This is a genomic window from Neorhizobium fuzhouense (genome assembly GCF_042611105.1).
Classification (GTDB): domain Bacteria; phylum Pseudomonadota; class Alphaproteobacteria; order Rhizobiales; family Rhizobiaceae; genus Neorhizobium; species Neorhizobium galegae_A.
This window is the reverse complement of the sequence record NZ_JBHFFP010000002.1, coordinates 551,894-574,648: the sequence shown is the minus strand read 5'-3', so window position 1 is coordinate 574,648 and position 22,755 is coordinate 551,894. Positions and strand designations below refer to the sequence as shown.

Here is a 22,755-nt window from a genome sequence, read left to right as displayed (position 1 = left end):
AGACCCCCTCTGGCCTGCCGGCTTTTGGGTCGAGCCACCGGTCTCACCCCGTCCTTCGGACCCCGCCACAAGGGGGGAGACTGTAGGAGGCAACCGTTGCCTCAGCCCGAAGAGTGGCGAGGGACGGACAAGCCCCTCCCCCTTGTGGGGAGGGGTTGGGGAGGGGACTTCGCCGTTTACTTCTTCAGCGCCATGCCGACACCCTTGCAGACGAACTTGGTGGAATAGGCCTTCTTGTAGTCGAGGTCGGCCGGCTGCACGCCGATCTGCACCATCTCTTCGAAGAATTTCTTGTAACGCTCGTCGGTGATGCAGCCGATGCCCTTGGTCAGCGCGTCGCCGGATTCCACGATGCCGTATTCCTTCATCTTTTGAATGGAATAGGCGATCTGGCCATCCGTCATTTCCGGATTGTCCTTCTTGATCAGCGCGTTCGCCTTGGAATTGTCGCCGTAGAGATAGGTGTACCAGCCTTCGATGGTGGCATCGACGAAGCGCTGCACCACGTCCGCCTTCGTGTCGATCATCTTCTGCGTCGTGGTGATCATCGTCGAATAGGGGCTGTAGCCGGCATCTGCCAGCAGGAAGACTTTCGGCGTCCAGCCGGCCTGCTTGCCGATTTCATAGGGCTCCGACGTCAGATAGCCCTGCTGGGCGGATTTCTTGTCGGCGATGAAGGGGGCGGGGTTGAAGGTGTAGGGCTTGTACTGCTCTTCCTTGAAGCCCGGAAAGTTCTTCTTCATCCATTCGAAATAGGTGACATAGCCTTCCTTGCCCATGAAGATCGTATCGAGCTTGGCAAGGTCGCCGAACTTTTCGACGCCGGCATCCGGATGGGCGAGCAGGACCTGCGGGTCCTTCTGGAAGATCGAGGCGACCGAGACGAGCGGGATGCCCTGCTTGACGGCGTCCATGTCGCCGAGCGGACCGCCCATGTAGAAATCCACCTTGCCGGCAATCAGCAGCGCCCGGTTGGCGGCATTCGGTCCGCCCTGCACGATGGTGACCTTCAGCCCGTGCTTTTCATAGGTGCCGTCGGCCACGGCCTGGTAGAAGCCGCCATGTTCGGCCTGCGCCAGCCAGTTGGTGCCGTAGCTCACCTCGTCGAGAGCGAGCGCCTGACCGCTCATTGCTAGTCCGGTGCCAAGAGCCATGCCGGCGAGAGTGGTCTTCAATTTCCGCAGCGTGTCCATTCCACCTGTTCCCTTTTCCGATGCCGGGACGCTCTTTACGGCATCCCTTTCATCCATTTCAGCCATTGGTTTTGCGCTTTGAAAAGCATCAAAATTCGCACGGATTGATGCCTTTGTGGCAGCGCTCATCTGGTAACTGCACAAATTGTGCGGCATGATTAAATCTTAAGCAATGGGGCCCGGCATGCTGCACTCGCGAAAACTGCAATACATTGATGAAATTGCCCGCTGCGGGTCGATCCGCAAGGCGGCGGCGCGCCTCAACGTCGCCTCCTCGGCGATCAACCGGCAGATCCTGGCGCTCGAGGAGGAACTTGGGGCGCAGATTTTCGAGCGTCTGCCGCGCGGATTGCGACTGACGGCAGCCGGGGAATTGTGCATCGAGCATATCCGCGACGTGCTGAAGGCCTATGACAAGCTGGAGACGCGCGTGCGCGGCCTCAAAATGCCGCAGGTGGGTCGTGTGTCGATGATTTCCACGGTCGGGCTTGCCGCCGGTCCGCTGCCGGAACTCATTGCCCGCTTCGTCGAAAAACATCCGCGCATGCGCATCCAGCTTGCCATCGACGGGGCGACGACGACGGCGAACCCGGTCCTCTCCGGCGAGGTCGATCTCGGCATCGGCTTTAATATTCCGGCAACGCCCGGGCTTCGCACGCTCGCCACTTTCGATATCCCGATTGGCGTCGTGCTGCCGCCCGATCATCCGCTGGCCGGCGAGGAGGGGCCGGTGGATCTCGCCAAGGTGCTGCAGGAGCCGCTGGTCCTTGCCCAGCCCGGCATGAGCCTGCGCACCATGATCAATCTCATCTTGTCGCCCTTGCCGATGTCGGTCGAGCCGGTGGTGGAAACCGGTGCACCGGAGACGCTGCGCCACCTCGTGAAGCGCGGCACGGGGCTCACCTTCCTCAATCCGCTGGATGTGATCGGCGATTGCCGGCGCGGCGAACTGGTCTTTCGCCCGCTCGTCGAATCGCAGCGCCGCCACCAGCCGATGAAACTGTTTGCCCGCGCACGTGCCACGCTCGATACGGCCACCAGCCTGTTTGTGGAATTCCTGCTCGGGGAACTCGGCGCGCTGGTGGAGGAGTTGGAGGCGAAGGGGCATGTGCCGCCGCAGCGGCAGCCGGCAGAGCTTCGGTCATGAGGCGCCTTGCGCTTGCAAGCCTGCTGCTGGTCGGTGCCGCAGCGTCTGCCTCTGGCCGCGATCTGCCGGCGGACGTCTCCGCCTTCGTGGCAAAGAGAGAGCAATGCGATCATTTTCGCGAGGAGCCGCCCGGCGATGCCGCGCGCCGGCAGGAGATTGCCGCTGCCCTTGAAGCCTCGTGCCGCGGCACGGATGCCCGGTTGAAGGCGCTCAAGCAAAAATATCGCAGCGGCCCGGTCCGCGCGCTTCTCGATGGTTTCGAGGCGCAGATCGAGTAGATCAGGCCGTATAAAGGTTGGACAGCGGATAGGATTCCACATCGCGCAACAGCTGGATGAAGCCCGCCACCTGATGGCGGCAGATGGCGGCACCCTTTTCCGCCGTGCCCGCTGCCGCATTGCCGACGACGCCTGCCGGATTGAGGTCATGGGCAATCCAGGCGAGCGCATGCGGCGGCAGAGGCTGCAGGAAGCGGGTGTTTTCCTTCATCCATTCGGCCTTGGAGGCGAAATTCTGCGCCTTGTCCATCCGCACCAGGTCCGGGCGGAAGTGCAGCATCAGCGAGGTTTCCACTTCGCCGCCGTGAATGCCGAATTTCTGCTCGTGCTCGCTGATCATGCCTTCCGGCTGGCCGAAACGGGCCCATTGCGTGGCAACGGCCGCCATGCCGAAGCGCACGCGCATCTCGCGCGAGACGATGCTCATGATGTCGAGATTGCCGCCGTGCGAATTGACCATCACCAGTTTGCGGATGCCGGCTTCCGCCACCTTGCCGCCGATCGCCGTCCAGGCGGGAATGAGAATGTCGGCGCCGAGCGAGAGGGTGCCGGGTCCATAAATATGCTCGTTGGCCTTGCCGATTTCCTGCGTCGGCAGAACCAGAATATCGAGGTCGTCGGGACGCTGGACCTTCAGCTCTGCCAGCATGCCATTGGCAATCGCCACATCGGTTGCGATCGGCAGATGCGGCCCGTGCTGCTCGGTGGAGGCAAGCGGCAGGATGGCAATCGTCCTGTCAGGCGAGAGGCCGGCGAAATCGTAGGTGTTCAGTTCATTCCAGTAAAACGGCTTGGCCATGGCATATCCTCTCGCAGTCCTTGCTCTCTGGATAAGGCAATCCCAGCGGGTCCGAAAAGCGCCAAATTCCGTGCGGCTTGCTGCCTTTTTGCGCGCATTGCCGCTGTCTCTTTTCGAGCCAGTCCCGTTTCGGGAAAAAAATGCGTTTCGCTAAAATTGTCGTCACTGGCTTAAGTCGCCCGCAAAAGCAGCGGGTTATAACTCGGTCAATCCCGGGACACAGGACCGGGCAGGCTCTGATGAAGGGCTGATGATCCGAAACGGGACGGTGCGCAAAACGGCGACCCTCCGCTTTGATAGAGGCAAGCGATTATGTCGAAAACCATCATTGCCGTTGCGGCGCTTCTCTCGGTCCTCACCTGCGGCACAGCCGATGCAGCCGGCCCGGGAGGTCTTGCCCGTGGTGCCTTCACGGTCCTGTCGCAGTCGCACGAAGTGGCGACAGCCAAGGCGGCTCCCGCCCCCTATGAAACCGATTACGCGGCGGTGCAGGCACTCAACATCGCTGTCAACGAGACGGTCGGCTCGCTGGACGGCTATTTCGACAGCCTGGTTTCCGACGCGACCGGTGGCCCGGCGCGTCCCGGTTCCTGCACCGATTGCGCGCGTCTCAAGCAGGAGGCGCTGATCGGCCGTGGACAGCCCTTAGACGAACTGCGCATCGGCTTCCTGATGACGCCCGCGGGCACAGTGGAGCGCGTGCTGATCGTATCCACCGACAATGGCGATCTGGTTCTCGACAACCGCGTGCCGCAGATCTGAGGAACGCCTGACGTCACGGGTTTCCGGTTGCCGACTTCCCGCGTTCGGCAATGGCAATGCCGCCGAGCGCCAGCACCAGCGCCAGCACATGAAACAGTTGTAGCTGCTCGCCGATGACCAGGACGGACAGCAGCGTGCCGAACACCGGCACCAGATTGATGAACAGCCCGGCGCGGTTGGCGCCGATATGGCCGATGCCCTGGATATAGAGAATCTGCGCCACCAGCGAGGCAAACAGCCCCGTATAAAGGGCGGCCGTCCAGCCGGGGGCATCCGGCCACATCATCGTTCCGGCCGAATATTCCCACGCCACCAGCGGCAACGTGCACAGAAGTGCCACCAGCGCCGGAATGGCCATCAGCGTGCGCCAGTCAACCGGCGGGCGCCAGCGCAAGACGATCGTATAGGCCGCATAGGCAATGACGGCGATCACCATCAGCAGATCGCCGAAATTGACCGTCAGCGACAGAAGCGTCGCAAGATCGCCATGCGAGACGGTGATGGCCACGCCGACCAGCGTCAAAGAAAAGCCCAGGATCTGTGCGAGCGACACGCGGATACGGAAAAACACGAAATTGGCGAGAAAGATCAGGAACGGGATGCCGGCCTGCTCGATCGTGACGTTGATGGCCGTCGTATAATGCACGGCATTATAGAGAAGCACGTTGAACAGCGTGTAGCCGACCGCACCGAGAAAGATCATAAGCGGCAGGTGCTGCTTGGCCACCGGCCAGTCACGTTTCAGCTGCGGCAGCGAGATGGCGAAAATGATGGCGCAGGCAATCACCCAGCGCAGCATGGTCAGCATCATCGGGCTGACATGGCCGACGGCGAGCTTGCCGACGACAGCATTGCCGCCCCAGCACAAAGTGGCGACGATCAGGTAGGCATAGGCTCTGATATGCAAGGGTGCACTCCCGGGAAGATCCGGAAAGAGCATGACTTCCCGATTGTTTTGTCGCGCAAATAACCGCGAGCGAAGCGCGCTGTCATCTAAAAACAGGCGAAAAGCTCATAAACGGGTCGCTTTCCCTGAAATCACACAGTATAGATGCGCCGGTTTGGGCGGGGCGTTGAAGCCTGGCGACAGAGCAGGAAAGCTTTAAGATGACGAATGTCGTGGTAATCGGTTCGCAATGGGGTGACGAGGGCAAGGGCAAGATCGTTGATTGGCTCTCGGAACGAGCCGATATCGTCGTGCGCTTCCAGGGTGGCCACAATGCCGGCCATACATTGGTGATCGATGGCGTCAGCTACAAGCTTTCGCTTCTCCCGTCCGGCGTCGTGCGTCCCGGCAAAATGGCCGTCATCGGCAATGGCGTCGTGGTCGATCCGCATGCGCTGATTGCCGAAATCGGCCGCCTGAAGGCGCAGAATGTCGATGTGACGCCGGAAAACCTGCGCATCGCCGAAAACGCCACGCTCATCCTGTCCCTTCACCGCGAACTGGACGGCATGCGCGAAGACGCCGCCTCCAACAGCGGCACCAAGATCGGAACCACGCGCCGCGGCATTGGCCCGGCCTATGAAGACAAGGTCGGCCGCCGTGCCATCCGCGTCATGGATCTGGCCGATCTCGATGCGCTGGAAGCCAAGGTGGAACGCATCCTGACCCATCACAACGCGCTGCGCCGTGGTTTTGGCGCGCCCGAAGTCGAGCATTCCACGATCATGGAAGAGCTGACCTCGATTGCCGATCGCGTGCTGCCCTTCATGGATTCGGTCTGGCGCCTGCTCGACAAGGAGCGCCGCCAAGGCTCGCGCATCCTGTTTGAAGGTGCGCAGGGCTCGCTGCTCGATATCGACCACGGCACCTATCCGTTCGTTACCTCGTCGAACACGGTGGCCGGCCAGGCTGCCGCCGGTTCCGGCATGGGTCCCGGCTCGCTCGGCTATATCCTCGGCATCACCAAGGCCTATACGACGCGCGTCGGCGAAGGCCCGTTCCCGACGGAACTGACCGATGAAATCGGCCAGTTCCTCGGCGAAAAAGGCCATGAATTCGGCACCGTGACCGGGCGCAAGCGTCGTTGCGGCTGGTTCGATGCAGCGCTCGTGCGCCAGTCGGTGGCCACCAACGGCATCACCGGCATTGCGCTCACCAAGCTCGATGTGCTGGACGGGCTGGACGAGTTGAAGATCTGCGTCGGCTACACGCTGGACGGCCAGGAAATCGATTACCTGCCGGCTGCCCAGGCAGCGCAGGCGCGTGTCGAACCGATTTACATCACGCTGGAAGGTTGGAAAGAGTCAACCGTCGGTGCCCGTAAGTGGGCGGATCTGCCGGCTCAGGCGATCAAATACGTGCGTCAGGTGGAAGAACTGATCGGGGCGCCGGTGGCGCTTCTGTCCACCAGCCCCGAGCGCGACGACACGATACTTGTGACAGACCCTTTTGAAGACTAAAGTCCAGCGCTATCTACCTTTTCACTCGGCGCGCTGCCGGTGATCAAGAGAAAGTATCAATGGCTGATTTTGTAGCGGTTATTCGCCGGGCCGTGGATGGCCTGGCGAACAATAATCCCGAAATGCGTATTCGGGTATACGAAAAGGCTCGCGGCGCCGTTCAGCGGCAGCTGGAGAACATGAAGCCGCGCCCCTCGGACGAGATGCTGCGCCGCCAGATGGACAAGCTGGAAGCTGCGATCCGCGAGGTCGAGGCCGAGCATCGCGAAGCTGCGCCGGCAGCCGACGAACCGTTCGTGCAGCCACCGCCCGTCGATGTTGCGCCGGCGGCCTGGCAGGAAACGGCCGCTGTGCCGGAGCCTTCGCCCGCGCACGCAGAGCCTCAAGCCTTTGCCGAACCGGCCGTTCAGCCGGAGCCTCAGGACGAGACGCCGGCAAGCCCGGCTGCCGTCCCCGAAGCGCAGGAAGCGCCCTACGAAGCACCGTATCATGAGCCGCAGTCCGAAGCCGTGCCGGAAGCGGAAGCGTATCAGGCCGAGCCGGTCCATGCCGCAGATCCGTATGGCGCGGCGCCGGAGCATGATGATGCGCGCCCGTTCGAGGCCGAACCGGTAGCGCCTGTCCATGAACCGGCCGATCCCGAGCCGCAGGCGCCGGCCCATGATGCGCATCAGGACCTGACCGCTGTTCCGGCTGCGATGCCCGAGGCCCATGCGCCGGCCGACGAAAATCCCTTTGCCGACGATGACGAGGCCGATGTGCCGCGTGGAGACGCGCCCCGTGCCGATGAGGCCGAGGCACGGACGTACGCCGAGGCGCCCCGTTTCCCGGTCTATGACGAGCCGCCGCGCACCCGGGCACAGATGGCGCCCGCCTGGCCGGATGCCCCATCGACAGCGCCATCCCTGCAGAGGGAAGACCCCTTCTCGTCGGACGTGCCCGAAGCGGATCAGCACCCGCAAGAGACTGCGCCGCAGGTCTTCGGCCATGACGACTGGCATGGCAGCGTGCAGGCCGCGACCGGTGAGACCGGTGAGACCCTGTCCGAATCCGCCTCCATTGCCGTGGAGCCCGCGCCCGTCGCGGACTGGAACAACTCCGCCGGCTGGAACGCGCAGCCCGATTGGCAGGCGCAAGACGAGGCAGAGCGCCCCGAGACGCCGGCGGCAGCACCCGTTGTGCCGGCCTTCATCGATCGGCAGGCTGCCGATCTGTTCGAGGCGCATTTCGATCGCGAAGCCCATGTCACGGCCAAGGTCGAGATGCCGGCCGTGACGGACCTGCCGGATTATCCGGCACCGGCCAAGGCCGAGCCGGATGTGCCTGATCCGCTTGCCACCTATCTTCAGCCGATCCAGACAACAGCGAAGGTCGAGGCGCCGGCTGCGTCCAGCGACCCGTGGAACGATCTCGAACAACTGATCGGCTATGACAAGACAGCCGCCGAAAAGGGCGGACGCGGGGAAGACCTGCCGGCGGAAGAGCCGGATCTGGCGGAAGCGGCTCCTGCGCGCGCCTACCGCGTCCAGACCAAGCCCAAGCGCAATTACGGCGTTTGGGTGCTGGCCATCCTCGGTCTCGCCGTCCTCGGCGGTGGTGGCTACGCCATCTGGCTGAACCGCGATGCGCTGGACAACATGATCGGCAATGTCGCCGGCGAGAAGACGGCTCCGGCTGCCACGACCGCGTCGGCACCGCCGTCTTCGAGCAACGCGACGGCGCCGGCTTCGACGCAGCCCCCCAAGGGAACTGCGACTGCCACCGCCACGGCGCCTGCCGCCGCATCTGGCACACCGGCGGCGGCTGGCCCGACCAAGTTTACGCAGCGCCTGCTGGCAAACGGTACGGAAGTCGATGACGGCGCCGGCGGACCGGCAGCCGGTGGCGCAAGCCAGTCGATTGCCCAGCTGAACGCTCCGGCGGCACCCGATGCCGGCGGTAACACCAATGCGGTGACGACGCCGGCCGCACCGAGCAGCAGTGCGCCGCCTGCAACCCCGGCTGCAACGCCGGCCGTTTCGGGAGAGAAGATCTTCCTGTACGAGGAACGCATCGGCCAGTCTTCGCCGACTGCCATCGAAGGCAGAGTGTCTTGGTCGCTGCAGAGCGAAACCGGCGAAAACGGCCGGCCTGAGCCTGTGGTCCAGGGCCGCATCAACCTGCCGGAACGCGGGCTGACGGCGCTCATCACCTTCAAGCGGAATGCGGATGCCTCGCTCCCGGCGAGCCACCTGGTCGAGTTCGTCTTCTCGCTGCCGGCGGATTTCGAGGGCGGTGCCATCGAAAGCGTGCAGCGCATTTCGATGAAGCAGACCGAGCAGGATCGCGGCGATCCGTTGATTGCGGTTCCGGCCAAGATCACGCCGGACTTCCACATGATTGCGCTCAACGATTTTCCCGATGCGCGCGCCCGCAACATGGAGCTTCTGAAGAGCCGCAACTGGCTGGACGTGCCGATCATCTACGGCACCGGCCGTCGCGCGCTACTCACCCTCCAGAAGGGCTCTGAAGGCGTGAAAGCCTTCGATGAGGCGATCCGCCAGTGGGCGGCCCTTTCGCCGGCCGGCCAGTAAGCTCAGCCTTCGGTTCAACAGAACATCAAGGTCCGCCGGTTTCGCCCGGCGGATTTTTTTGGATGCCGGGCGCGCCGCCGGGTCATCCTGCCGCCATCATCCGGGAGAAGGTGAGGCGGTGTCGTCTCCTCTCAGGATGTCGGCCGCGGCAGATGGGAGAACGGCAATGGCTGGCGGATTGTGTCACATCACCTTTGTCACGAAAAACCTCGACCGGATGGAGGAGATCCTGACGACGGTCATGAAGGCGCGCAAGGTCGAGGACCCCGGCGCCGACGAATTCACCCTCACCAAGGAACGGATCTTTCAGATCGGTGACGGGCTATCGTCCGTCTGGATCGTTCTTATTGAAGGCTCGGTCGACTTGGCGCGCAGCTACAACCATGTGGCTTTCACCATTCGCGAGGAGGATGTGGAGGAGCGTCTGGACGCAATCGAGGCCCTGGGTCTCGATCTGCACGACGGGCATCCGCACGGCGAGGAGGGTCACTCGATCTATTTCTACGACGACGACAATCACATGTTCGAACTGCATGTCGGCACGCTGGAGGATCGCCTGCGTCGTGATGACCGGGGCAAGGGGGCGCCGCTTGCCTGAGAAGGCGGCTGCCGGACCTGCAGAGTTTCCAGAGATGGAAAAGCCCGGCTTTTGCCGGGCCCAGACTGCTGACAAAGTCAACGACATCGCCGGGATCGGCATTGACGACGTCTTTGCCCCCTCGCCCCGCGTGCGGGGAGAGGGCTGGGGTGAGGGGCCTTAAACTATTGATTAGGCGGCGAATTGGCCCCTCATCCCGCTGCCGCGACCTTCTCCCCGTCAAGACGGGGCGAAGGGCCATTGCGGCCGCCCTTCACTCTAAATCTTGAAACATGCAAAGTTCGCTAGCTAGCTAAGCTCGGCTTTTGCCGGGCCTTTAAACCGTCGGGAAGTTTGGGTGGTCGTGCCGCTCAGGCGTCGACGACGCGAAGGGCCTTGGCCTGCGCCAGGGCTTCCTTCTGAACGGCTTCCTGAACCTTTTCAAAGGCGCGCACCTCGATCTGGCGCACGCGCTCGCGGCTGATGTCGAACTCGGTCGACAGGTCTTCCAGCGTCACCGGATCTTCCGAGAGGCGACGGGCCTCGAAGATACGGCGCTCGCGTTCGTTCAAGACGCTGAGCGCCTTGTCGAGCATGCGACGGCGGGTTTCCAGCTCGTCCTGCTCGATCAGCACGGCTTCCTGGGTGTCGTGGTCATCGACCAGCCAGTCCTGCCACTGGCCCGCTTCGCCTTCGGCTGCCCGGATCGGTGCATTCAGCGACGCGTCACCCGACAGGCGGCGGTTCATCGAGACGACTTCTTCCTCCGAGACCCGAAGCTTGGTGGCGATTTCCGTCACCTGATCCGGCTTCAGATCGCCTTCGTCGATGGCCTGGATACGGCCTTTCAGGCGGCGCAGATTGAAGAACAGCCGCTTCTGATTGGCGGTCGTGCCCATCTTGACGAGCGACCAGGAGCGCAGGATGTATTCCTGGATCGAGGCCTTGATCCACCACATGGCATAGGTGGCGAGACGAAAACCGCGCTCGGGATCGAATTTCTTGACCGCCTGCATCAGGCCCACATTGCCTTCCGACACGACTTCGCCGATCGGCAGGCCGTAGCCGCGATAGCCCATGGCGATCTTGGCCACGAGGCGCAAATGGCTGGTGACGAGTTGATGGGCCGCGTCGCGATCCCCATGTTCGGCGTAACGCTTCGCCAGCATGTATTCCTGCTGGGGCTCCAGCATCGGAAACTTGCGGATTTCATCGAGATAACGATTAAGGCCAGCTTCGCCGGCTGTAATCGAAGGCAGAGAATTGCGGGCCATAAAGCACCCCCTTCTGATCGTGTTCCGGCTCCCGTGATCGTTCTGCCGATCGAAAGGCGAGCCGTAAGATGCGGGTCTTTCCCTCGACCCCGCACCCATCCAGCTAACAGATAAGTGCGGCGAAAGGGTGATTCAAGCACATGCGCCGGTCACGACCCTGTTATGACATTACGAGCTCACGGGGGAGCGGATCACAGGAAAAGCGCTTGCCGCGCCCATCGGTGCCGGCTCACGTTTTCGCTACTCGCTACTCGCTACTCGCTTTCGCTCCGCAACGCCTCCAGCAATTCCTCCATGTCGTCCGGCACCGGGGCTTCGAACTCCATCACCTCGCCGGTGCGCGGATGTTCGAAGGCCAGGAGAAAGGCGTGCAGGGCCTGCCGGTGGAAGCGGCTGACGACGGCGCGGGCGGCTTCCGGCAGAAGATTGGCCTTGGTCCTGAAGGCTGCGCCATATTCCGGATCGCCGATCAGCGGATGGCCGATATGGGCCATGTGCACGCGGATCTGGTGGGTGCGCCCGGTTTCCAGCCGGCACTCCACCAGAGAGGCAAGGCAGGTCGAATCGGGCTTCTCGTGAAAGCGTTCGGTGACGACATAATGGGTCACGGCCTCGCGTGCGTCATCGGTATCCTCGCGTTTCACCGAGCGCTTGGTGCGGTCGGCGCCGGAGCGGCCGAGCGGCGCGTCAATCGTGCCGCGCAGCTGGCGAGGGCGACCCCAGACGAGGGCGACATAGGCGCGCTCCAGGTCGCCGGTGCGGCCATGGTCGGCAAATTGTGCGGCGAGATGCCGATGGGCGATATCGTTCTTGGCCACCACCATCACGCCGCTCGTCTCCTTGTCGAGCCGGTGGACGATGCCGGGACGCTTGACCCCGCCGATGCCCGACAGGCTGCCGGCGCAATGATGAATGAGGGCATTGACCAGGGTGCCCGTCCAGTTGCCGGCGCCTGGATGGACGACGAGACCGGCGGGCTTCACCAGCACGATCAGGTCCTCGTCCTCGTAGAGAACCTCGATGGGAATGTCTTCGCCCTTTGGCTCCGGGTCTTCCGCTTCCGGCAGATCGATGGTGATCGTGTCGCCGGCGGCAATCTTCTTCTTCGGCTCCGTGCAGGTCTTGCCGTTCAGCGTGATGGCGCCCTGTTCGATGAGCGCCTTCAGCCGGCTGCGGGAAAATTCGCCCTCAAGCACCGACGTCAGCCAGGCATCCAGCCGGCCGGCCGCATCCTCGCCGGCAGTCAGCACTTTCCTTGGCGTCTCGCCTTGGTTAAAGGGGTCGTTCATGTGTTCATCCCGATGACAGTTAAAGCGAAGGACTTTTGCCCGATGGCCAATCTCGAACCCGAGCAACAGGAAGACGCGCCACTCGATCCGGTGATGGATAACGTCCGGCGCAAGATGGTGCGTCTGCAGATCGTTTCCGGAAGCATCATGTTCATCAGCCTTATGGCGGTGTTGGGAGCGGTTGTCTACAAGGTGCGCCATGCGCCGCAAACGCCGGCGCCTGTGGTAACCGGCACCGGTTTTGCCGTGCCGGCCGATCAGCCGCTTGCCGCAACCGCGCATCTGCCGCCCGGCTTCGAGGTGCAGTCGGTGTCGCATTCGGGCGGGCAGATCCTGTTTTACGGCGTGGTGGGCGGCGTTCGCAAGGCGCTGATCTTTGATCTTGCGGTCGGCCGCATCGTCGCCGACGTGACCGTTCAAGACCGCTGACCATGACGGACGCCCGCCCGCTCATCCGCATCACCGATGCCGCTGATCCGCGAATTGCGGAGTTTCGTGCGATCCGCGAGCGCGATCTCGTCGGGCGCGGCGGCGGCTTCATTGCGGAAGGCACGGTGGTGCTGCGCATGCTGGCAAGGGCGCATGCCGGGAAGGGGGCGATTGCGGCGGAAAAGATCCTGCTTCTGGAAAACCGCGTGGCAGGTCTTGCCGATCTTCTGGCGAAATTTGCCGCCGACGTTCCGGTCTACGTGGCTGATGCCGGCGTTCTGGATGCCATAGCCGGATTTCACCTGCATCGGGGCGTGCTGGCGCTTGGGCGGCGCAGCGCTGCCCCTCCTGCAGATCAATTGCTCGATGCCTGCTCGGAACCGGCGCTCGTCATCGTTGCCTGCGGCATTTCCAACCACGACAATATCGGTTCGATCTTCCGCAATGCCGCAGCCTTCGGGGCGCAGGCGGTGCTTCTCGATGAAACCTGCTGCGATCCGCTCTACCGCAAGGCGCTGCGCGTTTCCGTCGGCTCGGTCCTGTCGGTTCCCTATGCACGCGGCGCAAGCGCTCTGTCTCTTCTGGAAACCGTCCATGCCAAAGGCTTTGCCGTCTGGGGCCTGTCGCCGCAGGGGGACAGCGACATCCGCGATATCCCGGCCGAGCGGCGCATCGCTCTGGTGACGGGCACGGAAGGCGAGGGGCTTCCCGCAGACATCCTGTCGCGGTTCCGCAATGCCCGCATTCCGCAGATGCCGGGCCTCGACAGCCTCAATGCCGCAACCGCCACCGGCATTGCGCTTTATGAGATTTCAAGGCTGCAAGGCGTCATCTGACACCGGACTTCCTTGCCGTGGCCGAGGTGTCACGGATCGGAGACGTGGATGCGGTCGAGCGACTGGCGGGCGCGGCGGGCAAGATCGGGCTCGTCCGGATGGCCCGATGTGTTGTCGCCGTCCCGGTGTGCTTCGGCATCCTTGTCGAGAATGGCCATGATCGGCGAGGTCGGGCCTTCGGCTACCGCCGTCAGCGCCACCATGTCGGCGGCAATCGTTGCAAGTTCCCGTCGCAGCGTCTCGTCCGATTGTAATGGCGTCGGACTTGAAAGCTCCGCGCCAAGGGCTGCACTTCGCGCGCGGATATCGTCCTGCATCTGGCCAAGGTCGCGCATGGTCTGCTCACTCCGGTCGTCGGTGGTCTCTTTAACGGCGGGCTGGCCGTCCTGCGGGCGGTTGCGGCCGCGGCGGTGCTTGCGCGCCGAAAGCGCGTGTTTTTCAAGGGCGGCGATTTTCTTGCGCGGCAGCGGGTAGCTGCCGGTGATCGGCTCGCGCCATTCGTCGGCATCAGCGGTGTCGCGGCCACGCAACTGTTCGATTTCCTGCAGGCGGCGGTCGAGTGCGTCCTGCGTGTCGGCCTTCTGCGCCATCTCGCGGGCCAGCTTTTCCTCCAGCCTTGCGGAACGGGCTTCCTCCTGGGAAAGACGCTGCTCGGCATCCCGCGCGCGGCTGGTCATCAGCTTCAGGTCGGTGCGCAGGGCCTCGCGCTCTTCGCGCAGCACGGCGGCGCGCTGCTTCAGGCTGTCTGCGGTGCTGTCGCGGGTGGAGAGGTCTATGTTCAGGTTGTCGAGATCGCCTGTCAGCTTGTGGATGCGCTTGCGCAGCGTTTCGATTTCACCGTTCTTGCTGGCCACCGTCGATTCCACCGCCGAAAGCGACTGCTTCAATTGGCGGATGAGGCCTTCTTCGCGCCGGAGCCTCGAGCGCAGGTCTGCGGCTTCCACGCTCATGTCGCTCACCTGCATCTGCATCTCGTGATGGCTGGCCTGCAGATGCGCTGCTTCGTCGCTGAGCCTGTCGAAGCGCAGTTGCAGCGAGACATTGCGATCGCGCTCTTCGGCCAGTTCCTGTCGTGTGCGGGCATTTTCGGCGGCATAGACGGCGCGCGCCATGTCGCGCTGGGCGCGCACTTCCGCCGGGCTGATCGGCATCGTCGCCTTCAGGCGGTTTTCCGTATAGTGCACGACACGCCGATGGACGGCCGGCGCCAGCACCAGAACCAGAAGCGTGGCGCTGAGAAAGCCCAGCCCATAAAGAAGCGCGAACTGGATCACGGGCGGTCCATCCTGCGGTCTGGCATTTCAGGAAAATCTAAATTCAGCTACAGCTAGAATATCGACAGGGGATAGGCAACAGCAAGCTCGGGGTGGCCCGCCAGGCGTTTCGGGCGTGGCGGGCAGAGAAGCGATCAGAAGGGGTTCCAGGTCGGCGCTTCGGTGAATTTGAGATAGCCGACATTGACGCCGAGACGGGCACCGACGCCGGTGCGGATCGGCACGACAATAACGTCGCTGTTGCGCAGTGCCGTCATGCCGACGCCGGCCACCACGAAGGCCGAGCCGCTCACGCCGCCATAGCGGGCATAAAGGTTCTGGACGGCCGGCAGATTATAGACGAGCATCATGGCGCGCGCGCCCTGGCCGCCGTAATCGATGCCGAGCGAGGGGCCCTGCCAGAAGACGGGGTGATTGCCGGCATTCTTCGTATAAAGCTGGCCTTCGCCATAGGTGAGACCGGCGATGAAGGCGCCGGAGCCTTCCTGGCCGAGCACGTAGCCATTGGGAAGGCCGTATTGCTGGAAGGCCTTTTCGACAACCTTGGCCAGCCCGCCGGTCGTGTTGCCGAAGAAGCCGTGGCCGGCATCCACGATTTCCTGCAGCGTATATTGTTCACCCGATCGCTGCTGGGCCTCAGCCGGGGCGGCGATCGTGGCCACCAGAATTGGCAGGACGAGCAGTCGAGCAAGAGCAAAGAATCTATCGAAGCGCATGGGGCCTGTCCGTTTTTTTAATCAATTGGTGCCTCAGATCGCGGCTGAGCCATCTTGAGACCATCCCGTTAACAACCGGTTTACCAAAAATGGTGTCTTTATGGCGGCGTAAGACGGAAATGCCAACCCCAAGCCACCTTCACGCAACATTGTCGTGAGACATAGCCGATCATCATTAAGGCTACATCCAGGAAAATCAGATGCCGAAGAATCCGAACCTTATCCTTAGCGGTCCCGATCTGGCGGCGCTCCTGTGCAGCCGCGTCTGCCATGATGTGATCTCGCCGGTGGGCGCGATCTGTAACGGTCTTGAGCTGTTGGACGAGGGCGGTGCCGACGAGGACGCGCTGGACCTCATCCGCACCTCGGCGCAGAACGCCTCCGTGCGTCTGAAATTTGCCCGTCTCGCCTTTGGCGCCTCCGGTTCCGTCGGCGCCTCCATCGATACGGGCGAAGCGGAAAAGGCTGCCAAGGACTTTGCCGCTGCCGAAAAGAAGACCGAAGTTTCCTGGAACGGGCCGCGGGCGATCATCCCGAAGAACCGCGTCAAGCTGCTCCTCAACCTGTTCATGGTGGCCTATAGCGCCATTCCGCGCGGCGGCAGCATTGATGTGGTGCTGGAAAATCCGGAAACCGATGCAAAGTTCACGCTGACGGTGAAGGGCCGCATGCTGCGCCTTCCGCCGAAATACGTCGAACTGTGCAATGGCACGGCCGAGGAACTGGCCGATGCCCACACGATCCAGCCCTATTACACCGTTCTTCTTTCGGAAGAATGCGGGATGGACCTCAGCCATGTCGTCAATGACGACAACATCGTCTTCACCGCCGAAATTTCGGCCGCCTGACGCCTTGTGCTGCCGTTGCCGGGCGTTGCCCGGTAACGGTTCGTTAGCCGGTTCGTCCTATCGTGGCCAAAAGCCGTTGCACGCTCGGCTTTTGTTCTGCGGTCCGGGAGGGAGCCAGATGCAGCGCCTGATGATTGCCGACAGTTCCGATATCGTCCGCACGGTTGCCAAGCGCATCCTGTCAGAACTGGGCTTTCTGGTGAGCGAAGCCTCCGGCGACCGGGAGGCTTTGATGCGCTGCCAGGCCGAATTGCCCGCGATCCTGATCGTTGATGCGGCGCTTGAGGGGGCTCTCGAACTCATCGCCGCGGTCAAGGCCCTGCCGGGCGCCAACCGTGTGCGCATCTATTACTGCATCATCGAGGCGGACCTGAAGACGATGATGACGGGCAAGCGCGCCGGCGCCGATGATTTTCTCCTGAAGCCCTTCGACCGCAAGATCCTGACCGCCGTGTTTTCCGGTCTTTCCGCCGCCGCCTGAGCCGCATTCTCCCGATGTCCGAACATCTGCCGGGTTAAGCCGCCCTGTGCCCTTGGGGGCTGCCGTGCTTTGGTTCGTCCACGAAACCCATGCCACAACGAAAAACGCCCGGGAAAAATCCCGGACGTTTGACTGATCGCGGATCCGATAGGGGTATAAAAGATCAGGCCGTTTCGGCGTATTCGCCGCCATCCGGTTCGCGCAGCACATAGCCGCGGCCCCAGACGGTTTCGATGTAGTTCGCGCCGCCTGCGGCGTTTGCCAGCTTCTTGCGAAGCTTGCAGATGAACACGTCGATGATTTTCAGTTCCGGTTCGTCCATGCCACCATAGAGGTGGTTGAGGAACATTTCCTTGGTCAGCGTGGTGCCCTTGCGCAGCGAGAGCAGTTCCAGCATCTGATATTCCTTGCCGGTCAGGTGAACCCGCTGGCCGCCCACTTCGACGGTCTTGGCGTCGAGGTTCACGATCAGCTCGCCCGTGATGATGATCGACTGGGCATGGCCCTTCGAACGACGGACGATGGCATGGATGCGTGCAACAAGCTCGTCCTTGTGGAACGGCTTGGTCATGTAGTCGTCTGCGCCGAAGCCGAGACCACGAACCTTGTCCTCGATGCCGGCCATGCCGGACAGGATGAGGATCGGTGTCTTCACCTTGGAAAGACGCAGTGTCCGCAGAACCTCGTAGCCGGACATGTCCGGCAGGTTGAGGTCAAGCAGGATGATGTCGTAATCGTACAGCTTGCCGAGGTCGACGCCCTCTTCCCCGAGATCCGTCGTATACACATTGAAGCTTTCCGACTTCAGCATCAGCTCGATGCTCTGGGCAGTCGCGCTGTCATCTTCGATGAGTAGAACCCGCATAATTTTCCCCTTTACCGCCGCGAAGGTGTGAATGGCCCCCTAACGCGAGACGGATCCAGACGTTGCCTGATTTGGAAGCTGACACCAATTGGTTAACAAACTCTGACCGCCTTTGGCAAGGCACAGGAATTCGTTAAACAAACTTGGTATTCGCCTGATTTATCATGTGAATCTGCCAGCGCCATACCTGAATCATTTTGTGAGGAATTCCTCCCAAGTGATTCATACGACTCATCATTGTCGTCGGTCGAAATCGACCATGGCATTTACGGACCCTTAAACGATCGTCCCTATCATTAACGATGCCCGTAAATGAAAGGTTACCGCGGCGCCCAATTTGTTAACGGCGCGGCAATTTTTCAGTCCGAACTGTTGCAGGTCGGACTCAGGGGGAATTGGGAACATAGCCGGGGTCTCGCTATCCACGGGAGTATTGCGTATGAAGACGCGTGACAGCCTTGTGCGCCTGAAAGAATTTCAGGTGAATGAAAAGCGCCGCCAGTTGCAGCAGTTACAGCTGATGATGGCGGAATTTGAACGTATGGCGAAGGAACTGGAGCACCAGATTTCGCTGGAAGAAAAGAAATCGGGAATCACAGACCCGAATCATTTCGCCTATCCGACTTTTGCCAAGGCGGCCCGCCAGCGGGCAGACAATCTGCAGGTTTCGATCCGCGAATTGCGCGTCCAGCAGGAAAGTGCCGAACTTGCGCTTGAAGAAGCGCAGGCGGAACTTTCGAAAGCCACGGCTCTCGAAGAACGCGACGGCGGCATGCGCGCCCGCGCCTGATCCCGCCTGCGATCTTTTTTGGGGGTTAAACGTTGCGAGGACGCCTGAGGCGTCCACGCCGCGGCGCAGATCTGCGCCTGCCGCTCAGCGGTTGATCACATCCTGCCAGTCGGGGTGACGTTGAAGCTGTGCCTTGAAGAAGGGGCAGAGCGGAATGATCTTCCAGCCGCCCGACCGTGCCGCCTCCACCGCATGCACCGCCAGGGCCTGTCCGACGCCCTTGCCGCGCAATGCGTCGTCCACCTGCGTATGATCGATGATGATCAGATGCGGCGAGGCGCGCGAAAACGTCATCTCCGCCGATGCGCCATCAAGTTCCGCCCGGTAGGCTCCGCCCGAGGAATGCGTCTCTTCGGTAATCTTCATGCTGCTGCCCCTTGTTTTGTCCATGATCCTGCTGATGTAGGACGAAATCGCCCAGATGCCAGACCGCCTTGTCCAGACGGCCGTGCTGAAGGGCTCGTGTCCAATGACCGGGCGAAACCGAGGCGAGGATGAGAGGAGGGGGCATGCGCAGGCTGCGCCAGGCATTGCTGCTGGTCTCGGCGGTTTTTCTTCTCTTTGGAATTTACCTGCCGATCCTTCAGATCGACCGGCTGTTCCTGTTCAGCCAGACGCCGTCGCTAATCGATCTGGTCTCTGGCCTGTTTGAGCAGGGAGACTTCGGGCTGGCGCTCCTGATCGCTCTATTTTCGATCGTGTTTCCCGCAGTCAAGCTTCTGCTGGTGTTTTGCCGGGAAGCAGGTTGGCGGCTCGGTCAGGATCGGATGGGGATTTTCGGCCGCGCGCTGCCGCATCTGTCAAAGTGGTCTATGATGGACGTGATGCTGGTGGCGATCGCGATCTTCGCGGCCAAGGGGAGTGGGCTGGCGACAGCCGTCGCCCAGCCGGGTCTGTGGTTCTATGCAGGTTCAGCCATCATGACCGGGCTCTTGTCGCCCTTTTCTTCGATGGCCGCCGGCAAGCGGCCAGACACCGACATGCGTTAAGCCTCCTCGGGAGGCGGGCTCCAGAGGATAGCCAGGACGGTCTGTGGCGGCTTGCGAACGCCTTGACTAGTGGCGGTACTGCTGAATCCGCGTGGTTCTGAGGCCTGCAAGGCCATGGTCGTTGATGGACGACTGCCAGGACAGGAATTCTTCCACCGTCAGGGTATAACGCTCGCAAGCTTCCTCGAGGCTCAACAGGCCACCGCGAACCGCTGCAACCACCTCCGCCTTGCGACGGATCACCCAGCGGCGCGTATTGGCCGGCGGAAGGTCCGCAATCGTCAGGGGGCTGCCATCGGGGCCGATGACATATTTAACTCGAGGCCGGATCATTTCGGTCATTGGACTCTCTACACTACACAAGACCACGAGGCCGACCGTAGCCCGGCAGTTTTAACATTTGACTAAATGGAAACCGTGTTTTGCAGGAAACCGCATTTGGACCACAATTCTTTCGTGTTTTTTTCGCAATTCACGACCGACCTTGTGTGTTTCGTAAGATTAGAATGTTCTTTCGAACGATTTGATTGCGGCGCAGCAAGGTTTATGCTGCATTTTAACGATCTTTGCCAAGAAACGGTGACCGGATGACCCGGCCGGATTTTGCGGTGGAAAACCCGGCGGGCGACGTCCTTTTAAAGCATCCGCGGGCCGGTCAGATCATCTGAAGCGACAGTTCGGTTCGCCCGGCGCCCTCATCGAGGACCGCCGTTCCGGCGTGCAGGAAGGTCAGCGTATCGCCCAGTGTCAGACTGGCAAGTGTCGATGCGCAGACCGTCAGCGGTGCCGCCGAGGGGAGGCTGAGGCTCAGAAGCGTTGTAGAGGCATTGCGCCTGAGGCTTGCGGTGTGACCGGAAGACGAGGTGACAGACACCATCATCGTCAGTTTGTAGATCCCGCTTGCGGGCACCACCAGCGCGTTGCCGCCGCCGGTCACGGCAGCGCCAAGCGTGACGCCACCCTGCTCGAGCGCAAGGGTAGTAAAGCCGGTCGAGGCGCCGGAGGCAGGGCTGGACGTGCCGGTGGCGCGATGGGCGCGGGCAAGCGGCCGGTTGGGAAAGCTTGGCCGGCCGGCGCCATCAAAGCTCATGCCGGTTTTCCAGCTGCCGCCATCGGCGCTCACCTTCACGGCAAACTGGTCATTGCCGGCAAGGCCCATTTCCGCCCGGCCCGACCATCCGCTCTGGAACAGTAGCGAGGCGGTATCGGACACCGCCGCCTTGTTGATTTTCAGCTGGTGCCCGGCGCCGGCATTGTTGAACAGCGAGGCGGCCGACGAGATCGACAACCGGTTGCTGTCATCCGGCGTCGCGCTGATCCCGAGGCGTGAAGGCATGAGGATGTCCGGCAGGCCGGGGGTGACCCAGGCTGTGCCGGAAAAGGCCCGGATGGCTGACAGCGACTTGAACCAGGCGAGAAAGCCGATGTTTGGCAGCAGAAAGCTCCAGGCGCCATCCTGAAAGGTGGCAATGGTGCCGGCATGTCCGGCCCAGGCGCCGGTCGCCGTGCCGGTGACGGCGTAATGGCTACCCTCGACGGGACTGGCGGGCGGCGCGGCACCCTCATATTCGATGGCCAGCTGGACCAAGGTGTCCAGCCGAAGCAGCGCCTCATTGTGAGTGACATGTTTCTGTGCCTGAGAAGGCAGGATAAAGGGCAGTCTGAGGTTCGGTGTCGTGTCGGCCATGGCGTGATCTCCCCGTGTGTCGATAGCCATTTTAAGCGCATGGCGGCACACGGGCATGGCGAAGGCATCAAGCCGTTGAAAGCATTGGCGGGGGGCCGGAAAACATCCCCGGCCGGCTATCGATCCGGCCAGCGGCCGGGCCGCCGCAGCCGGGGCCGTGGCCGTCTGGCCACGCCTGTCATCTTCCTGAAACATGCGCCAGGGATGCGACGGAATGGCGGTGTGAATGCCCTTGTCCTTTGATTTGCATATGCGAAGGTGGCGACGAGAATTGAGACAGGATCCCGCATGCGCTATTCCGCCCTAGACATCGTTCGGCAGGCCTTTTCCGGCAATCGCCACTGGAAGCCGGTCTGGCGCGAGCCGCAACCGAAGGCGCATTATGATGTGATCATTGTCGGTGGTGGCGGGCATGGCCTGTCGACCGCCTATTATCTTGCCAAGGAGTTCGGCATTACCAATATCGCCGTGCTGGAAAAGGGCTACATCGGCTCCGGCAATGTCGGGCGAAACACCACGATCATCCGCTCCAATTATCTGCTGGAGGGCAACGAGCCCTTCTACGAGTTCTCCATGAAGCTGTGGGAAGGGCTGGAGCAGGATTTCAACTATAATGCCATGGTGTCGCAGCGCGGCGTGATCAATCTCTTCCACTCCGATGGCCAGCGCGACGCCTATGCGCGGCGCGGCAATGCCATGATGATGCTTGGCGTCGATGCACAGCTGCTGGATCGCGAGGAGGTGCGCAAGATGATGCCTTACCTCAATTTTGACCATGCGCGCTTTCCGGTTCTCGGCGGGCTCCTGCAGAAGCGTGGCGGCACCGCCCGCCACGATGCGGTGGCCTGGGGCTATGCCCGCGGTGCCGATCAGCGCGGCGTCGACCTTATCCAGCACTGCGAGGTGACCGGCATCCGACGCGACCAAGCGGGCAGGGTTCTGGGCGTCGAGACGTCAAAGGGCTTTATCGGCTGCAACAAGCTGGCGCTCGCCACCGCCGGCCACACCTCGGTGACGGGGCAGATGGCCGGGCTTCGGCTTCCCATCGAAACGCATGTCCTGCAGGCCTTCGTGTCGGAGGGGCTGAAGCCGGTCATCCACAATGTCATTACCTATGGCGCCGGTCACTTCTATATCTCGCAGTCCGACAAGGGCGGCTTGGTCTTCGGCGCCGACATCGATTACTATTCCTCCTATGCGCAGCGCGGCAATCTCGCCACTGTCGAGCACACGATCGAGGAAGGCGTATCGCTGATCCCCGGCCTGTCTCGGGTAAAGGTGTTGCGCGCCTGGGGCGGCGTCATGGACATGTCGATGGACGGATCGCCGATCATCGACAGGACGCCGATCGACAACCTCTATCTGAATTGCGGCTGGTGCTATGGCGGCTTCAAGGCGACACCTGCCTCCGGCTTCTGCTTTGCCCATCTGATCGCCAAGGACGAGCCGCATTATACGGCCCGCTTCCTCAGGCTCGACCGTTTCGAGCGCGGCCTTCCCATCGACGAAGGCGGCAAGGGTCCTCAGCCGAACCTGCATTAG

The 22,755-nt window shown here is 62.1% G+C and carries 24 protein-coding genes; 13 read left to right on the top strand and 11 right to left on the bottom strand.

Features of this window, described 5'->3' with window-relative positions:
• Nucleotides 1-176: 176 nt before the first annotated feature.
• Entirely contained in the window at nt 177-1,193 is a 1,017-nt protein-coding gene (locus tag ACEXP3_RS06565) for an ABC transporter substrate-binding protein (protein ID WP_377296527.1), read from the bottom strand.
• A gap of 184 nt (nt 1,194-1,377) precedes the next feature.
• On the opposite strand from ACEXP3_RS06565, the gene ACEXP3_RS06560 reads away from it, so the two are divergent.
• The gene (locus ACEXP3_RS06560) at nt 1,378-2,340 is read left to right on the top strand and encodes a LysR family transcriptional regulator (RefSeq protein WP_377296526.1); all 963 of its coding nucleotides are present in this window, start codon (nt 1,378-1,380) and stop codon (nt 2,338-2,340) included.
• Nucleotides 2,337-2,618 (top strand): hypothetical protein, encoded by a 282-nt coding sequence (locus ACEXP3_RS06555; RefSeq protein ID WP_377296524.1) that lies wholly within the window; start codon nt 2,337-2,339, stop codon nt 2,616-2,618. Before ACEXP3_RS06560 ends, ACEXP3_RS06555 begins: the two co-directional genes overlap by 4 nt.
• Nucleotide 2,619: 1 nt before the next feature.
• On the opposite strand, the gene ACEXP3_RS06550 is transcribed toward ACEXP3_RS06555, so the two are convergent.
• Complete coding sequence (locus ACEXP3_RS06550) at nt 2,620-3,417, bottom strand: creatininase family protein (protein ID WP_377296523.1); 798 nt, start codon at nt 3,415-3,417, stop codon at nt 2,620-2,622.
• Between the two features lie 312 nt (nt 3,418-3,729).
• On the opposite strand from ACEXP3_RS06550, the gene ACEXP3_RS06545 reads away from it, so the two are divergent.
• A complete protein-coding gene (locus ACEXP3_RS06545; protein ID WP_377296522.1) occupies nt 3,730-4,179 on the top strand; it encodes a transglutaminase-like cysteine peptidase in 450 nt (149 codons plus the stop codon).
• Between the two features lie 13 nt (nt 4,180-4,192).
• On the opposite strand, the gene ACEXP3_RS06540 is transcribed toward ACEXP3_RS06545, so the two are convergent.
• A complete protein-coding gene (locus tag ACEXP3_RS06540; protein ID WP_377296521.1) occupies nt 4,193-5,086 on the bottom strand; it encodes a DMT family transporter in 894 nt (297 codons plus the stop codon).
• Between the two features lie 200 nt (nt 5,087-5,286).
• Between ACEXP3_RS06540 and ACEXP3_RS06535 the strand changes: the two genes are divergently transcribed.
• The 3 genes from ACEXP3_RS06535 to ACEXP3_RS06525 all read left to right on the top strand — a co-directional run bounded on the left by ACEXP3_RS06535 (nt 5,287) and on the right by ACEXP3_RS06525 (nt 9,756).
• Nucleotides 5,287-6,585 carry an adenylosuccinate synthase gene (locus tag ACEXP3_RS06535; RefSeq protein WP_210104253.1) on the top strand — a complete coding sequence of 433 codons (1,299 nt, stop codon included), beginning with the start codon at nt 5,287-5,289 and terminating at the stop codon, nt 6,583-6,585.
• Between the two features lie 59 nt (nt 6,586-6,644).
• Nucleotides 6,645-9,158 carry a hypothetical protein gene (locus ACEXP3_RS06530; RefSeq protein WP_377296520.1) on the top strand — a complete coding sequence of 838 codons (2,514 nt, stop codon included), beginning with the start codon at nt 6,645-6,647 and terminating at the stop codon, nt 9,156-9,158.
• Nucleotides 9,159-9,324: 166 nt separating this feature from the next.
• Complete coding sequence (locus ACEXP3_RS06525) at nt 9,325-9,756, top strand: VOC family protein (protein ID WP_377296519.1); 432 nt, start codon at nt 9,325-9,327, stop codon at nt 9,754-9,756.
• A gap of 350 nt (nt 9,757-10,106) precedes the next feature.
• Here ACEXP3_RS06525 and rpoH read toward each other — a convergent pair whose 3' ends face one another.
• Both rpoH and ACEXP3_RS06515 read right to left on the bottom strand, forming a co-directional pair.
• On the bottom strand, nt 10,107-11,009 hold the full coding sequence (gene rpoH, locus ACEXP3_RS06520) for an RNA polymerase sigma factor RpoH (protein ID WP_210104256.1): 903 nt from the start codon (nt 11,007-11,009) through the stop codon (nt 10,107-10,109).
• 254 nt (nt 11,010-11,263) lie between these two features.
• Nucleotides 11,264-12,298 carry an RluA family pseudouridine synthase gene (locus tag ACEXP3_RS06515; RefSeq protein ID WP_377296518.1) on the bottom strand — a complete coding sequence of 345 codons (1,035 nt, stop codon included), beginning with the start codon at nt 12,296-12,298 and terminating at the stop codon, nt 11,264-11,266.
• Nucleotides 12,299-12,340: 42 nt separating this feature from the next.
• Between ACEXP3_RS06515 and ACEXP3_RS06510 the strand changes: the two genes are divergently transcribed.
• Both ACEXP3_RS06510 and ACEXP3_RS06505 read left to right on the top strand, forming a co-directional pair.
• Nucleotides 12,341-12,727, top strand: coding sequence for a hypothetical protein (locus ACEXP3_RS06510; protein WP_377296517.1), 387 nt, complete (start codon nt 12,341-12,343; stop codon nt 12,725-12,727).
• A gap of 2 nt (nt 12,728-12,729) precedes the next feature.
• Entirely contained in the window at nt 12,730-13,563 is an 834-nt protein-coding gene (locus tag ACEXP3_RS06505) for a TrmH family RNA methyltransferase (RefSeq protein WP_377296516.1), read from the top strand.
• Nucleotides 13,564-13,592: 29 nt separating this feature from the next.
• Here ACEXP3_RS06505 and ACEXP3_RS06500 read toward each other — a convergent pair whose 3' ends face one another.
• Both ACEXP3_RS06500 and ACEXP3_RS06495 read right to left on the bottom strand, forming a co-directional pair.
• Entirely contained in the window at nt 13,593-14,837 is a 1,245-nt protein-coding gene (locus ACEXP3_RS06500; RefSeq protein ID WP_377296515.1) for a coiled-coil domain-containing protein, read from the bottom strand.
• A gap of 134 nt (nt 14,838-14,971) precedes the next feature.
• Nucleotides 14,972-15,553 carry a DUF1134 domain-containing protein gene (locus ACEXP3_RS06495; RefSeq protein ID WP_210104261.1) on the bottom strand — a complete coding sequence of 194 codons (582 nt, stop codon included), beginning with the start codon at nt 15,551-15,553 and terminating at the stop codon, nt 14,972-14,974.
• Between the two features lie 200 nt (nt 15,554-15,753).
• Between ACEXP3_RS06495 and chpT the strand changes: the two genes are divergently transcribed.
• Together chpT and ACEXP3_RS06485 are read left to right on the top strand one after the other, a co-directional pair.
• Nucleotides 15,754-16,401, top strand: coding sequence for a histidine phosphotransferase ChpT (gene chpT, locus ACEXP3_RS06490; protein WP_210104262.1), 648 nt, complete (start codon nt 15,754-15,756; stop codon nt 16,399-16,401).
• A gap of 118 nt (nt 16,402-16,519) precedes the next feature.
• Nucleotides 16,520-16,882 (top strand): response regulator, encoded by a 363-nt coding sequence (locus ACEXP3_RS06485; protein ID WP_210104263.1) that lies wholly within the window; start codon nt 16,520-16,522, stop codon nt 16,880-16,882.
• A 163-nt stretch (nt 16,883-17,045) separates the two neighbouring features.
• On the opposite strand, the gene ctrA is transcribed toward ACEXP3_RS06485, so the two are convergent.
• Nucleotides 17,046-17,747: a response regulator transcription factor CtrA gene (gene ctrA, locus ACEXP3_RS06480; protein WP_210104264.1), complete on the bottom strand. Its 702-nt coding sequence runs from the start codon at nt 17,745-17,747 to the stop codon at nt 17,046-17,048.
• Nucleotides 17,748-18,186: 439 nt separating this feature from the next.
• On the opposite strand from ctrA, the gene ACEXP3_RS06475 reads away from it, so the two are divergent.
• Nucleotides 18,187-18,537: a flagellar export protein FliJ gene (locus ACEXP3_RS06475; protein WP_210104265.1), complete on the top strand. Its 351-nt coding sequence runs from the start codon at nt 18,187-18,189 to the stop codon at nt 18,535-18,537.
• An 84-nt stretch (nt 18,538-18,621) separates the two neighbouring features.
• Here ACEXP3_RS06475 and ACEXP3_RS06470 read toward each other — a convergent pair whose 3' ends face one another.
• Nucleotides 18,622-18,903 carry a GNAT family N-acetyltransferase gene (locus ACEXP3_RS06470; RefSeq protein WP_377296514.1) on the bottom strand — a complete coding sequence of 94 codons (282 nt, stop codon included), beginning with the start codon at nt 18,901-18,903 and terminating at the stop codon, nt 18,622-18,624.
• A gap of 143 nt (nt 18,904-19,046) precedes the next feature.
• On the opposite strand from ACEXP3_RS06470, the gene ACEXP3_RS06465 reads away from it, so the two are divergent.
• Nucleotides 19,047-19,526 carry a paraquat-inducible protein A gene (locus ACEXP3_RS06465; protein ID WP_377296513.1) on the top strand — a complete coding sequence of 160 codons (480 nt, stop codon included), beginning with the start codon at nt 19,047-19,049 and terminating at the stop codon, nt 19,524-19,526.
• 66 nt (nt 19,527-19,592) lie between these two features.
• Here the strand turns inward: ACEXP3_RS06465 and sciP are convergent, their stop codons facing one another.
• The gene (gene sciP / locus ACEXP3_RS06460) at nt 19,593-19,868 is read right to left on the bottom strand and encodes a CtrA inhibitor SciP (RefSeq protein WP_018327815.1); all 276 of its coding nucleotides are present in this window, start codon (nt 19,866-19,868) and stop codon (nt 19,593-19,595) included.
• Nucleotides 19,869-20,181: 313 nt separating this feature from the next.
• Nucleotides 20,182-21,213 carry a DUF2793 domain-containing protein gene (locus ACEXP3_RS06455; RefSeq protein WP_377296512.1) on the bottom strand — a complete coding sequence of 344 codons (1,032 nt, stop codon included), beginning with the start codon at nt 21,211-21,213 and terminating at the stop codon, nt 20,182-20,184.
• A gap of 288 nt (nt 21,214-21,501) precedes the next feature.
• Here ACEXP3_RS06455 and ACEXP3_RS06450 point away from each other — a divergent pair, with 288 nt between their 5' ends.
• Nucleotides 21,502-22,755 (top strand): sarcosine oxidase subunit beta family protein, encoded by a 1,254-nt coding sequence (locus ACEXP3_RS06450; protein ID WP_377296511.1) that lies wholly within the window; start codon nt 21,502-21,504, stop codon nt 22,753-22,755.

What these genes read in the sequence shown, in the direction of transcription:
- ACEXP3_RS06565 (WP_377296527.1), bottom strand. Translation starts at nt 1,193, where the DNA reads ATGGACACGCTGCGGAAATTGAAGACCACTCTCGCCGGCATGGCTCTT.
- ACEXP3_RS06560 (WP_377296526.1), top strand. Translation starts at nt 1,378, where the DNA reads ATGCTGCACTCGCGAAAACTGCAATACATTGATGAAATTGCCCGCTGC.
- ACEXP3_RS06555 (WP_377296524.1), top strand. Translation starts at nt 2,337, where the DNA reads ATGAGGCGCCTTGCGCTTGCAAGCCTGCTGCTGGTCGGTGCCGCAGCG.
- ACEXP3_RS06550 (WP_377296523.1), bottom strand. Translation starts at nt 3,417, where the DNA reads ATGGCCAAGCCGTTTTACTGGAATGAACTGAACACCTACGATTTCGCC.
- ACEXP3_RS06545 (WP_377296522.1), top strand. Translation starts at nt 3,730, where the DNA reads ATGTCGAAAACCATCATTGCCGTTGCGGCGCTTCTCTCGGTCCTCACC.
- ACEXP3_RS06535 (WP_210104253.1), top strand. Translation starts at nt 5,287, where the DNA reads ATGACGAATGTCGTGGTAATCGGTTCGCAATGGGGTGACGAGGGCAAG.
- ACEXP3_RS06530 (WP_377296520.1), top strand. Translation starts at nt 6,645, where the DNA reads ATGGCTGATTTTGTAGCGGTTATTCGCCGGGCCGTGGATGGCCTGGCG.
- ACEXP3_RS06525 (WP_377296519.1), top strand. Translation starts at nt 9,325, where the DNA reads ATGGCTGGCGGATTGTGTCACATCACCTTTGTCACGAAAAACCTCGAC.
- rpoH (WP_210104256.1), bottom strand. Translation starts at nt 11,009, where the DNA reads ATGGCCCGCAATTCTCTGCCTTCGATTACAGCCGGCGAAGCTGGCCTT.
- ACEXP3_RS06515 (WP_377296518.1), bottom strand. Translation starts at nt 12,298, where the DNA reads ATGAACGACCCCTTTAACCAAGGCGAGACGCCAAGGAAAGTGCTGACT.
- ACEXP3_RS06510 (WP_377296517.1), top strand. Translation starts at nt 12,341, where the DNA reads ATGGCCAATCTCGAACCCGAGCAACAGGAAGACGCGCCACTCGATCCG.
- ACEXP3_RS06505 (WP_377296516.1), top strand. Translation starts at nt 12,730, where the DNA reads ATGACGGACGCCCGCCCGCTCATCCGCATCACCGATGCCGCTGATCCG.
- ACEXP3_RS06495 (WP_210104261.1), bottom strand. Translation starts at nt 15,553, where the DNA reads ATGCGCTTCGATAGATTCTTTGCTCTTGCTCGACTGCTCGTCCTGCCA.
- chpT (WP_210104262.1), top strand. Translation starts at nt 15,754, where the DNA reads ATGCCGAAGAATCCGAACCTTATCCTTAGCGGTCCCGATCTGGCGGCG.
- ACEXP3_RS06485 (WP_210104263.1), top strand. Translation starts at nt 16,520, where the DNA reads ATGCAGCGCCTGATGATTGCCGACAGTTCCGATATCGTCCGCACGGTT.
- ctrA (WP_210104264.1), bottom strand. Translation starts at nt 17,747, where the DNA reads ATGCGGGTTCTACTCATCGAAGATGACAGCGCGACTGCCCAGAGCATC.
- ACEXP3_RS06475 (WP_210104265.1), top strand. Translation starts at nt 18,187, where the DNA reads ATGAAGACGCGTGACAGCCTTGTGCGCCTGAAAGAATTTCAGGTGAAT.
- ACEXP3_RS06470 (WP_377296514.1), bottom strand. Translation starts at nt 18,903, where the DNA reads ATGAAGATTACCGAAGAGACGCATTCCTCGGGCGGAGCCTACCGGGCG.
- ACEXP3_RS06465 (WP_377296513.1), top strand. Translation starts at nt 19,047, where the DNA reads ATGCGCAGGCTGCGCCAGGCATTGCTGCTGGTCTCGGCGGTTTTTCTT.
- sciP (WP_018327815.1), bottom strand. Translation starts at nt 19,868, where the DNA reads ATGACCGAAATGATCCGGCCTCGAGTTAAATATGTCATCGGCCCCGAT.
- ACEXP3_RS06455 (WP_377296512.1), bottom strand. Translation starts at nt 21,213, where the DNA reads ATGGCCGACACGACACCGAACCTCAGACTGCCCTTTATCCTGCCTTCT.
- ACEXP3_RS06450 (WP_377296511.1), top strand. Translation starts at nt 21,502, where the DNA reads ATGCGCTATTCCGCCCTAGACATCGTTCGGCAGGCCTTTTCCGGCAAT.